General features: G+C 50.1%; 9 protein-coding genes. 7 read left to right on the top strand and 2 right to left on the bottom strand.

The features are described from left to right. The 6 genes from BMX00_RS00510 (at position 1) to BMX00_RS00535 (ending at position 6,979) form a co-directional block, all read left to right on the top strand. Positions 1-963: a polysaccharide deacetylase family protein gene (locus BMX00_RS00510; RefSeq protein ID WP_090825784.1), complete on the top strand. Its 963-nt coding sequence runs from the start codon at positions 1-3 to the stop codon at positions 961-963. Continuing rightward, the gene (locus BMX00_RS00515) at positions 960-1,901 is read left to right on the top strand and encodes a GNAT family N-acetyltransferase (protein ID WP_090825787.1); all 942 of its coding nucleotides are present in this window, start codon (positions 960-962) and stop codon (positions 1,899-1,901) included. The genes BMX00_RS00510 and BMX00_RS00515 overlap by 4 nt, the downstream gene beginning before the upstream one ends. Positions 1,902-2,324: 423 nt before the next feature. After that, positions 2,325-2,882, top strand: a complete 558-nt coding sequence (locus BMX00_RS00520) for a GNAT family N-acetyltransferase (RefSeq protein WP_090825790.1) — start codon at positions 2,325-2,327, stop codon at positions 2,880-2,882. A 1,144-nt stretch (positions 2,883-4,026) separates the two neighbouring features. Next, entirely contained in the window at positions 4,027-4,773 is a 747-nt protein-coding gene (locus tag BMX00_RS00525; protein WP_090825793.1) for a class I SAM-dependent methyltransferase, read from the top strand. A gap of 400 nt (positions 4,774-5,173) precedes the next feature. After that, positions 5,174-6,328: a GNAT family N-acetyltransferase gene (locus BMX00_RS00530; RefSeq protein WP_090825795.1), complete on the top strand. Its 1,155-nt coding sequence runs from the start codon at positions 5,174-5,176 to the stop codon at positions 6,326-6,328. A gap of 3 nt (positions 6,329-6,331) precedes the next feature. Further along, the gene (locus BMX00_RS00535; RefSeq protein WP_090825798.1) at positions 6,332-6,979 is read left to right on the top strand and encodes a GNAT family N-acetyltransferase; all 648 of its coding nucleotides are present in this window, start codon (positions 6,332-6,334) and stop codon (positions 6,977-6,979) included. A 10-nt stretch (positions 6,980-6,989) separates the two neighbouring features. On the opposite strand, the gene BMX00_RS00540 is transcribed toward BMX00_RS00535, so the two are convergent. Together BMX00_RS00540 and BMX00_RS00545 are read right to left on the bottom strand one after the other, a co-directional pair. After that, the gene (locus tag BMX00_RS00540) at positions 6,990-9,083 is read right to left on the bottom strand and encodes a VanZ family protein (RefSeq protein ID WP_090825804.1); all 2,094 of its coding nucleotides are present in this window, start codon (positions 9,081-9,083) and stop codon (positions 6,990-6,992) included. 117 nt (positions 9,084-9,200) lie between these two features. Further along, on the bottom strand, positions 9,201-10,547 hold the full coding sequence (locus BMX00_RS00545) for a right-handed parallel beta-helix repeat-containing protein (protein WP_090825807.1): 1,347 nt from the start codon (positions 10,545-10,547) through the stop codon (positions 9,201-9,203). Positions 10,548-11,462: 915 nt separating this feature from the next. Here BMX00_RS00545 and BMX00_RS00550 point away from each other — a divergent pair. After that, the gene (locus BMX00_RS00550) at positions 11,463-12,143 is read left to right on the top strand and encodes a methyltransferase (RefSeq protein ID WP_177171727.1); all 681 of its coding nucleotides are present in this window, start codon (positions 11,463-11,465) and stop codon (positions 12,141-12,143) included. The last annotated feature ends 116 nt before the right edge of the window (positions 12,144-12,259 follow it).

Here is a 12,259-nt window from a genome sequence, read left to right on the forward strand (position 1 = left end):
ATGCTGGACGTATTTTTTACCGTTGACGTAGAGGTCTGGTGCGATGGATGGGATGGCATTGACGCCAAGTTTCCAAGCGCGTTTCAACGGTATGTCTATGGTCCTACGTCGAGAGGCAACTATGGTTTACCGTATCAGTTATATCAATTGCGGGAACATGGCCTAACAGGAGTGTTTTTCGTCGAATCGCTCTTCTCGACCCGGTTTGGCCCGGACCCGTTGGCGGAAATCATCGGTCTCATTCAAAAGCATGGGCATGAAATACAACTTCACCTGCATACCGAGTGGGTGGATGAGTCTCGTCAGCCCTTGCTCGACAGCATCGCAGGCAAGAAGCAGTTTCTGCGCTACTTTTCCTTAGACGAGCAAACCATCCTGATTCAGGCAGGAGCAAAGTTAATCGAGTTGGCCGGAGCTCCCATTGTAAAAGCATTCCGCGCTGGAAGCTTTGGCTTCAACCGGGATACGCTGCACGCGCTCGCCAGGAATCGTATTACTTTCGACAGCAGCTACAACGCCAGCATGTTTGGACGTGATAGCGGAGTCTCCCCTGGCGTCATGCTTGTAGAGCCTGCTGAGTGCGAAGATGTCTATGAGTATCCCATGACGGTCTTCCGTAGCAGCGCTCGCTCATTGCGTCATGTACAGTTGACCGCCTGTTCTTATGGGGAAATGGAAGGTTTGCTGTGGCAGGCACTGGAATCCGGACGTAAGGCATTCGTTATTCTTTCTCATAATTTTGAATTGCTGAATGGCGGCATGAACCGGCCGGATGATATCGTGGTAACGCGCTTCCGCAAACTCTGCTCTTTTCTTGATCGCCATCGGGATTGTTTTCATGTCCGGGGGTTTAATGGATTAGTCCCCGATCTAGCATGTTCACAGCCAGCTCCCCTGGTCTCACCGGTGTGGAAGACCGGGCTGAGAATGCTGGAGCAGGGTATACGGCGAGGCTTTAATTGAGCCAGGCTTGGCAATATCAGAAGGTGCCTGTAAAGCTTCAGCTTGGGGATACTGCACTGCTTGCGCCTGAACTCTGGTTACAAGTACGCGAGGTCGGACTCGATGACGACGATCTGCCTGTCTCAGAGCTGATACCCCCAGCGGATCCTCTTCAGCTTGGCAGTCAGGGATTTCTGATACGGTCGCTTCGCATTACCGGCAAGCAGCCGGTGTTTGAAAAGCGGGGCGATTATCTTTGCTACGTATCATCCCGATACATGCGCTACTACATCGATATGCGAACGTCATTTTCCGAATACACGGCCAAATTTTCATCCAAGACGCGCTCGACGCTCAATCGCAAGATCAGAAAATATAAAGATTATTGTGGCGGTGAGATTTCATGGAAGGTGTACAAGGATGTTGGCGAGATGTCCGAATTCTTTCGATTAGCTCGCGCTGTTTCCGAAATAACCTATCAGGAAAAGTTGCTTGATGCGGGTCTGCCCGATTCCGAGAATTTTTGTTTGGAAATGGAACAGCTCGCCCGGCAGGGCCGTGTACGCGGGTTCATTCTCTTCCATGCGAGCCGGCCTGTATCTTACCTCTATTGTCCCGTCACCAATGGCGTTGTCATTTACGCGTTTCTTGGATATGACCCCAGCTACATGAATTTTTCCGTAGGTACAATTTTGCAATGGATTGCTCTGGAACATCTATTTGGTGAAAAGTTATTTCGTTTTTTCGATTTTACCGAAGGACAGTCCGACCATAAAAAGCTTTTCGCTACGGATAATATTCAGTGCGCCAATGTTTTTTTTCTATGCAGCAACCTGCGCAATATGTTCTTGGTGCATACCCAGAGAACGATTAACAAGTTGAGTAAAGTAACAGGCGATATGCTGGATCAGTACGGTATAAAGCCGGCGGTAAGAAGGCTAATGCGGTTTGGGAAATGATTATTCCTGGGTGCGCCTTCAGTCACGCTGTCGTGCTCGAAGGTGCCGGAGGAGATATCGACAAGATTCCGTTCATTCCGAGCGCCAGGAAACTCGGCATCAGGTGATATGCCCGGTTTTTAGGGTGAATAACAATGGCACGGTGGCATTTCAATAAAACTGGGCGTCAGCTGAAGCATTTCTCTTACAGATCTTCTGGATCCAGCAATGCCAGCTCCAATTGTCTGCTTCTTTCCAAGATCCGGCTCATCCACAAAGAACATCTCATCGGCGAAGCTATAGAGTGCCCGAGCTGCAACTCCGCTTATGTCGGAAAGTTATTCAAAAGGTTTTCTTACTGTACTAAAGTCCAATGTATGGTGTTTACAGAAGCTGCTACGATGCCGGTTTATTCGATATGAGTAAGTAGACCATAGTAAACCCATGGCGAATTTCATCAAGAGATTGGCTCAAGCTATATTTCAAGACTATTCTTTCTACCACATCTATGGGCAAGAATATACAGGTGAGATACAAGCACTTGATATGGGGCTTCGGCTTGAGCCGATAGGACAGAAAGTAATTGTTAATTCCGAAGATGAAATAATTGCTCAGCAGGCATGGTATCACGGCGATTGTTCTCGCGCGTACGCTTGCATGGAGGGCTCCCGGGTCATAGCCTTATGTTTTTTCTGGTATGGCGAGCGTTATAGCGCAAGAAATTTTTGGCCGCTCTCAGAGGGAGAGGCCAAGCTCGTGCAGATAGTCGTTTTGCCCGAAATGCGGGGGCGCGGTATTGCTAGCAGCCTTATAAAATTTGCTACTCTAGATATGTATCAGCGAGGGTTTAAGTGTTTATACGCCCGTATTTGGTGGTCTAATAAGCCTTCCTTGCGTGCGTTTGAACGCGCTGAATGGAAACGAGTGGCAACAGTGATTGAGATGCATCTGATTTACCGGAAGGAATCCTTCCGGTTAAAGCTAACGAGAATATTGCCTTAAGAATAACATTGGAAATTTCAGCGTTAAAAAATTCCCTCGGTTTCCTCAACCATGATTGTGTGAATGTGCTCAGTCGAATGCTGAATCGATCTTCCTTCCCTCCTATTAACCTCTTCGCCTTGACCTCTCCGTCTTCGGTATTACCCGAGTTAATCGATTCACCGATGACTTGAAGCGAGCACTGGATGACGTAGCAGGTAGCGGATGACGACGACATGGCCGCCAAGCCTGATCAACACAACTTTTCCATTTGCCTTGCTCAATCTATTTATTTATAGCGAGTCAGCTACAGCATACGCCGAAACGCATGTGGACGTCGTGAAGGAGCCAACGCTTGTGCTGCGGTAAACAAGCCATCAATTTGATGATTTGAAGCTAACAGAAAGGCCGTACCGCGCGCGGGATGCCAGCTCGGATTTTTAACGGGCTTCGCCGCCCGAGGCTAAGCAGCCAGTATGGGTCTTCGCCACGCTAATATACCCGGCTGCTTCGGCGGCATCATCCATCACGGCTGCCATCGTTCCAAGTAAATCCAAAGACAAGCTGTCCGCCCGCCAGCCAGACTGGAGCTGAATTTTGCTAATCAGTTCGATTCGCCGGTCGGCATCGTACGGTGAGCATCATAAGTGTCGGGAAATCTTACACATTATAGCCCGGAAGCAAATACGCTGTTTACTTTCATGAGTTTACGAGATGGAATAGTTATTGCTACCACCGTAAAACGAGCGCACAGGAAAAGTATTGTGTTGACGAATTTGTATCGGGAACGTATTTCGTACAAATAGGGCTGCAGGTTGATGCTGCAGATGGAGTTGAAAGGGGTCATAGCGGAGCCCTGTACGAGTCTCAGGAGGCGCAACTGACCGTTATGGGACTGACTCATGAGTTTGACGTCGCAGTATACGGTAGATCATCGCTTGCGCTTCTTCCTGCCGATGAAGAGGCATATCAGCAGTGGGCGTTCGGTTCACCGTAGCGTCATGTCGTATACGGGTGTGCAGCATGACCGACTCTCGCGAAGGGAATGCGGTGTGTCGGAGAGCCTTTGTGCTGCCGGGCCACCATTCCTACAAAACCCTGGCGCCCACATTGGCAACCTCGAGGGCTTGTTCAAAGAATGCTTTAAGCTTGAGGCCGGAAGGCGATGAAACGCGACATTTTGTTGTTCAGTCGAGTCATTCGCGCGTGGCGACGTCGTTCAGTCTCGGATTTCGTCCGACTGGTGACCTACAATCTTGGCCTGATCGCGACAGGCAAGTACTGGAAGAGTAGTCATCCTTTTGACCAGTCATTCGACCGCCGATTCAATGTAGAAACCGCTGGTACTGAAGAGCCGGAGTTCTTAACCGCAGAGGAAGACCTTAAGGCACATGCTAAGGGTTATGAACCCGTGACCGAAGGACAGATGCGGACGCTATTTGGGATGCTCCCTGGTCTCGATCTTAGCAACTTTCTTTTTCTCGATCTCGGTTCGGGGAAAGGTCGGGCGTTATTTGTGGCGGCAAGTTATCCGTTTAAAGAAATCATAGGAGTCGAATACAGCCATGAACTCCATGAAATGGCAGTACGAAATGTCCATACCTACCGCAATCCTGCGCAAAAATGCTTCAATATCAAACCAGTACGTGCTGATGCAACAACCTTCTGCCTGCCTGAGTACCCGACTGTATGCTTCATAAACAACCCGTACGATGAGTCCATGATTGTCAGGACCATCGAAAATATCGAACAATCGGCTCGTTCGGCCCCGCGCTTCTTCCTTATAATTTATATTCACGCCTATTACCCCGGGCCCATCGACGCTATGCATGGATGGTCGCGTATCTGCGAGGGCTCATTGGGTCGGTCGTCCTATGTAATCTGGCAATGGGACTCTGGAATTTCGTTGTGAGATACAAACTCATTCCTGGAGCGCCTCAAATGCATTCTTTCATGGGAATCAGCCTGTGTATAATATTGGTCGGTTTGAAATGAAATGCGATAAAGGCTTTCCCTTCTATAGGGGAGATACTTGGTTTTTCGGTTGAGGCGTTCCGCCGCAAACCTTTAAAGAGCAGCATATAAGGGAAAAGAACGCTCTATCCTTTATGATTTCGCTGCAGGACCCATCAGAGCAGCTGTTTGCTTACTTCATAACAGCAACCCTCGCAATGAATTCTCGCTATGGTACCCACGCGGCCGACCATTCAGGAAAACTTACTAGTGATAAGCTGGGCAGCCCGCTAGCCCTCAGTAAGACGATACGATTCTGAATCTGATGTCTTGAAATATTGCAGCATTCAAGGAAAGACATGACCCAATGGCGGATAGCTAGAGCCTTAGGTAGTGCCCCTGACTTATCCCTGCTTGGTCCGGTACCCCTTGAATTGGATCCGAGCTGGTTAAGCAGTCGTGTAAATGGGGTGGACAAATATGTTCAGTATTTCCTGCTGGGTGATGAATACCGGCCGTGCGGGTACGCTCCTTTTTTTGTTCACCAGAGTGCGCTTGCCTACTGCTTGGGCGAAACCACTATTTTCCATATTCCCGTACTGAGATATACCATCCAGGGGGGGCCTTTATGTGAGAACCAAGCACTATTGGCCGGATTGTTCAAACCGCTTAGCGAAACAATAGGAAGACGCGGCGTAGTATTCTTTGAAGGGGTACGACTGGGCTCGCCTCTTGCTGAGCTGCTGACATCGCCGGATAGCGCGGTTTTCGATTTATTCCATGTGGTGCCCTACGGCCCTGCCTATACACGGCGGCTCGTTGAACTGCCAGCGGGGGCGCAATTTGAAGATTACCTCCGGACGCTCGGAAGCAAAACTCGTGAGGATGTGCGCCGAACACGCAAGAATTTTAGTGTCAAGGCAGGAGAAACGGTAACATTGGTCCGTTATACTGAGCCGCAACAAGCTGACGAGTTAGCTGCAGCTCTGGCGCAAGTGTCCCGTAAGACTTATCAGTACCATTTGCTCGGCCTCGGACTGGAAAATACTCCCGCTCACGTTGCGCACCTTCGTGCTACAGCGGCCGGCGGCTGGCTGCGGGCGTACGTTCTCTGGATTGGTAAAAGCCCGATCGCGTTCGGGGTTGGCTATTATGATGGTCATACCTATCACGGGCACAGCGTCGGGTACGATCCGGATATCTCCAAACTGCAACCCGGCATTTATCTTCATACTGAAGTCATGGCCGATCTATTGGCGGACGGTATTCGTCGCTTTGATTTTCTGCCTGGGGACAGTTTATACAAGCAGAGAATGTCAAATAACTCCCGAGAGGAGAGGCATTATTATCTGATTCCACGCGGTTGGCCCGGCACGGTTTACGCGCACACGCTTGTGGCAGTAAATCTTTTATCCGAAACAATAGGACGCTTGCTTGATAAAACTGGCCTGAAAGAGCGCATCAAGCGGATGGTTCGCGTCGCAGCCGTCAAGCGCTCCGCAGGTGAAAACTAAGCCATGCTGAAAGAAAAGCTGGAATTTCTGAGAGGCCCAGGAGGATTTCGCGCTGCCATTTATTTTGCCCTGAAACTGCTCGTCCGGGTGGAAGCGTTTCGTATTGTCTGGATACTGGCTCAGCCAAGCGCATTTCTCAAACTACCGTCTGGCTGGCGTTATTTAAGTTTTTACACTGAAGAGAAACTGTCTAATTTCAGAAGCGATATCATCGAACAGGTGGCCGGCCAATGCGGTTCGAAACCGGAACAACTTCTTAAGCGCGGTGGAAGTTTACATCTATTACTGATTGGCGATTCGCTGGCAGCGCAGCTTACGATTGAGCGAGGCCCTGTCTGCCGGATTGATTCACCACCTCTGCATCTCGGCATGGGTGAAACGGATACTTTTCTAAAGTATTTATACACGTGGCCAGCATTTCGTCGCCAGGGCGCCGCAAAGCGATTGATCGCTGCCGCTGTGGGCGATTTGTCAACGCATAACGTTCAGCGAATTATCGCGCATGTACGGGCGACCAATGTTCCCTCAGTGGCAGCTTTTGAGCATGCGGGCTGGAACAACCGGGCAATGGTAGTATGTACCTTGGGTGGCCGTTTATTGATAGCGCCAGGCACCGCAAGAATCGGGCTGAGCTTTCGCTCAGCGCCGTGAGGATCTTGAGTCAACCGCGGCGCGGCGACATGACCCAACGCCAAAGCGGATTTTGTACTACCACGATCGCTGCGACAACGAAGCCATATAGTGCCATATAGCGAATTATCAGCTCGTTTGGTTGAGCCAAGTGCGAGCGATCACTGCTCAGCAAGAACTGTAACGCGGAAAATATCTGGTTATATTTAATAATTACTTGTTCGGTTCCGAAATAAAGAGCGACATAGGCCAAGACTCCCATGGCTAACACCCATGCGGCAGCGCTCTTCCGCCACGGTGCCCCCGGAATTAATGCCAGTGCCCCTTTCGAACCTCCAAACGATATTTCCGCTACTGCCAGGCCAATTATCAAAAACGAACTTAGGCTGCCATTATTCGCTATCAGCTCGACCAGATTGTCCGTGGAGGCGGCAGTTACTACAACGTAATATGAAATCGGAATAAGCAGGCAGGCTCCAATAGCCCAGCCCAATAACGCTGACTTCGCCCCAGGAAGGATATGCCATGCGGCTGTGAGACTGCCCGCTGTCGTTGCTACGCTCCAGAAACTGAACAATGCCAGAAAGCGGCCAAGCAGTTCGAAGTCCCGCGGCCAAGCCAATACAGGGGATCCAACAATGTCATGGATGCTTTCGTCAGGTACGGCAGATCGTAGCAACACCCATGCAACTAACCCATGCAGTAATACGAGGGCGGGCAGACTGAGAAGATATATGTTTCCCCGTGTCAGCCATTGCGCAATCAAAACAGGAAAACCGATCGACCAATACAACAGGGCTGCGAGCAATATCAGTGAGCGAAAGGGATGACCTTCATATACGAGCTCGCGGACGTTATAGGGTATCAATGCAGACTGAACAATTAGCCAGCCGATCAGCGCGCATATAGCTATTCCCATTGCCAGCAAACCAAGCGTGCGTCTTCCACTAATCTCCGCAGGGATCGCAACGATATATGGTTGTGGTATTGGCCCTTCGGGTTCCAGCGCCGTTTGTTTCGGATGGCTCTGCTTCGACACACTCAAGACCCAGCTAATCAGCAGTACCAAAATTGGTTCTGTTACATCTGCCGTACGGCCCAAGAAGCCCATCTGGACTAGCTCAATCAAGCACGACCATATGATTAACCCCGCGGTCGCTTTTCTAATACCTATTCCCGTCATTTGCGCAAGCCATAGCAGAGCAGTATAAATAAATAACGATTGGGTGAGCTGTTGAGTAGCGCCCTCCAGTGATCCGCGAAGCATGGTTGCGAAAGGGATGGCGTTCAAAATTCCATCCCGAGCAGGAACAAAAGGCGTTATCGAAATAATGGTCCAGGCTGCCAGTAGCGACCAGAACGCTGCATGAAAGATTTTGGTACCGCCGAGGCGAAGCGCAGCCAAACAGCCTGCGTATCCTGCTGCCAGCCCTATGACAACCGACGCATCCAGGACCAAATTCAGGATGGCAAGCTTGCCTGCCAGGATCAGTATGAGCAGTCCGCCCAACCACCAAGCCGGTCGCCTTCCCAGCGCGATGAAAGCGCTGCCGGCGGCAACTGCGGCAGCCGCGTGCATGAAGGCTTCCGGAAAAGAAAAGTTAAACCCGAGGAAAAATGGCTTCAGCGCATCCCTGAATTTTTGTAAATCCAGAGAAGGTACAAGTGGAAATAATTCGTTAATCAGCCACAATATCAATATCAATTGAGGAATAATTAACATAGAATCAAATGGACGCCTGGTGTCCACGCGACGCTTTTCTATCAGATGCGCCACGGCCATACCGAACGTCATCCCCGCCATGTTCCATGCCACATCCGCCAGCGCTGCGGAGCGGGAAGGTAGCCACACTTGAGCTAACTGAAGAGCGAAAGAGTAAACGAACGCCAGAAAAAGCGGCCAAACGATGCGAGCGGAGGCATTCGGTCTGGCTGAAGCAAAAAATATACTTGCCAATCCAAGTGGAATAAACAGGGCGATATTACCTAGTACATCTCCTAAAGAAGTAAACCAGCGCCAATCGGTCAGGAAGTTTGTTACAGCACCTTTGCCGGATGAAGAAAAGTCGCCTGGATATAACGATCCGTAAGCGATCAGTAGTGCGATGACTAACAGAATACGCATTGCATTTTCTTATAATTTACGAGCGTAGCGGGCGGAAATTCCATCATCATGGCAGACACTGACTTAATCACATAATTTTCTACTTTGCGACACCCCTTCAGACAGGGCGACAGGACGTTATTGCATTGCAGGCGCTGGCTTGATTTGCAGCGCTGGCATCCAGCGCGGGCTGGACTTATTGAGTGCATAGGCGCCAATTCGGCACGCTCCGTGCAAACTGCCATCAAAATCATTTTCCGATTCCGGGTAGATCCTCAGCCGGATAATGTCTATTAATAGCGACTTCACCTTGCCCGGCAGCGGAGTCAGATCCATCTCCCCTAGTGGAGAGAATGGCTTCGCGAGATATTCACGTGCAGCTTCATATCCCCCAATAAGGTTATTCTCGCCGGTATGTCCAGCTAAAGGAACCGGAGAAAAAATCGCATTACCGGCGATCAACTGTGGATAAGGTGGATCCCCCTCTCTGCGCTTAAGCCGGATACCGGCACCAGCCGCAATCACCGTGTTGTAGAATACGCTGACCTCGCGTGTCGTATCATTATGCGGTTGAATTCGTACGGCGTCGCCGAAGTTATTAATCAATAAGTTATTATACAAAGCGATATTGCCCTCGCCCTGGAACAACGATTCATCCGGATTCTGGTAAAAAAAATTGCCGTAAACCAGGTACAGGTCATCCGACCCTGGTCCTGATAACGGCCAATGTCCCACCAATACGTTGGGCCTCGCCATCTCTTTGGTAGAACCGCCCCCCGCTTTACTGAAAACATTATGACGAATGGTCGTCGCATCAGGCGTGCGGGGCATATCCGGCACCATCGGACGTGTCTGTTGATGCTTGATCTGCAGATTGTATCCTTGCGTGTCGACGATCAAATTGTGTTCGATCAGCCCTCCAACAAACGGTGCGCGCCCGTCCGAATCCCCAAGGTACAGGCCGGTTCCTGCTCCTGCGATCACGTTGCGGCGAATTACCCAGCCCCATGCAGGGCATTTGGTCGAAATCCCTACCGTCTGTTGGTTATTGCCGTGACGGAAAACGCGGAGTCCGTCAAGGTTGATGTGATGCGCCCAATCAGCATGCCCCTCGCATTTCACGCCATCCACTGGAAGATCGCGACCGTCGAGATCAAGATTGCGAAGTGTTATATAGCTCGAATTGACGATACTGATCGTATTATGTCTCGGCCGTGCCACGAAAACCGGGCGTGGTCCGCTATCAGGCCCAGAAATCGTAATCGGCGCTTGCGCGGTACCCTGGAGATATTGAATAGGCAGGCCACCTTTGTACTCCCCGGGTTTAAGCCGAAGGTGGCTGCCTGGCCCCAGCATCTTTATCTTGGCAAGATAATTATGGGGATTACCCGTATGGATGGTATTGGCGAGCGCCGGTAAAGCGCCAGACAGGGTGCCAGCCAGCGTCATGATAAATCGAATAAAAGCCAGCCTTAGCTTTCCCATATAGATGTTACCTAACTAACCAACTCCGCATTCGTTGCTGAATGCAAGCAGACTGCAAATAGAGTTTACGGTTGCAAGCTTGCGCCTATGCCTGCGTAAGCGGTTCGGGTGCCTCGGCCCCAGGCTGTTTCGTGAAAATGCATTTCGATATGCGCCTGGTTACATACGCTTTATACCGTACCTTTCGAGGGTAAGGATATAATGTAAACAGGTCAAAATCGAAAGCTCATTGGGTATCAGTCTATAAGTCGGAGCAGTTTGTTTTTCTCCATAAAAAGATGCCCCTCAACTTGTGCGGCAGATTCGTAGTATGATAGATTCAGTCCGCAAACGCGTCTTTGGCTGCTAACCCTCATTATTTACAATAAGCCAATAGGCTGACACTCAGCACGGACGGAACCGATCGATACATCGTTCACACATGAAAGCGAAGTAATAAGCCACACGGCGGCTCGTTTCCAACCTGCGGGCCTCACACGGGAGGCCGCTGCCGTTCTCTCGTCTATTTTGCATGATTCCCAGTATGAATGCGCAACCAGGTTGCCCCAGGCAGGCGGTAATCGTTGGTATTCTGAACCTATTCGGCTCGCAAAATTTGTTACAGGAGGTGTTAACTGCTGGAAAGAATCGCCCTGGCAGGGTCTTTATAAGACTCTGCTGACGTGGGAAAAGGGACGCTCACCGGCAATATTGTTCGATCTGTTTTTCTTCCATCGGAGGGTTTCGACAGATCAGATCAGTGCCATTATAAGTAACGATAATTTAACGGTTCTTGAGAATGCCGGGATTTTGTCTTTCTCGAATGGTGAAGTCAGATCGATGGTTCGCTGTTATCCTGCCGGAAACATGTATTTTATTTGTGACCCATCGAGGGATCAGTCCGATTTTATTTATATTGGATGGGATTCCGATTTGATGGTCGACATCGCAGCGAAATACTGCAGGGGTCGCCGCTTTTCGCGATTACTCGATCTTTGCACGGGTAGCGGCGTGCAAGGCCTATCCCTTTCCCGACATTCCGAAGAGGCTTTTTGTGCCGATATCAATCCCAGGGCGCTCGCGATGGTGCAGGCAAACGCCCGCCTAAACAAGTTAAAAACCATCCAGACGGTACATAGCGATCTCTTCTCCAACGTTTCAGGACGCTTCGATTGCATCACGGCAAACACTCCTTATGTTCCTCATCCTGTCGGGGCACAGTTGCCAATTGGCGGCGGCGATACCGGTATCGAATTTACCATTCGCCTCCTGCGTGAGTTGCCAGACAGACTGACGGACAACGGAATTTCAATAATTTACACGAGTGATCCGATTGTTCACGGCAAACGTGAGCTGATAGCTCAAGTGACGGATGAGCTCGGGCAACTACCGTATCGAGTTATATTAATTCCCCTTTTCACTAACAACTACCCCATGACCCGTGCCATGCAGGAACATTACGATCGGCTAAACCTGAGCGGATACGATGACTGCATCCTGATCATCGAGCGCGGTAAAAAATACACAGTGGAACAGCATCAGCATGACAGCCTTCACTACTACCGTACGAGAATGGATGCATGGCTGGATTGGCGTCGGCGTGCGCACCGGTCATGATTGAAGAAACGCGGTTTTATTCCATTCACGCTTCGCCACTACTTTATTCACGGTTCAGCAACGGGTATGTTTACCCCGATATTCAAACTTTACCTCTTTCCGGTATCCTTCAGGTA

It is taken from the genome of Nitrosovibrio tenuis, from assembly GCF_900109785.1.
Lineage (GTDB): Bacteria > Pseudomonadota > Gammaproteobacteria > Burkholderiales > Nitrosomonadaceae > Nitrosospira > Nitrosospira tenuis_A.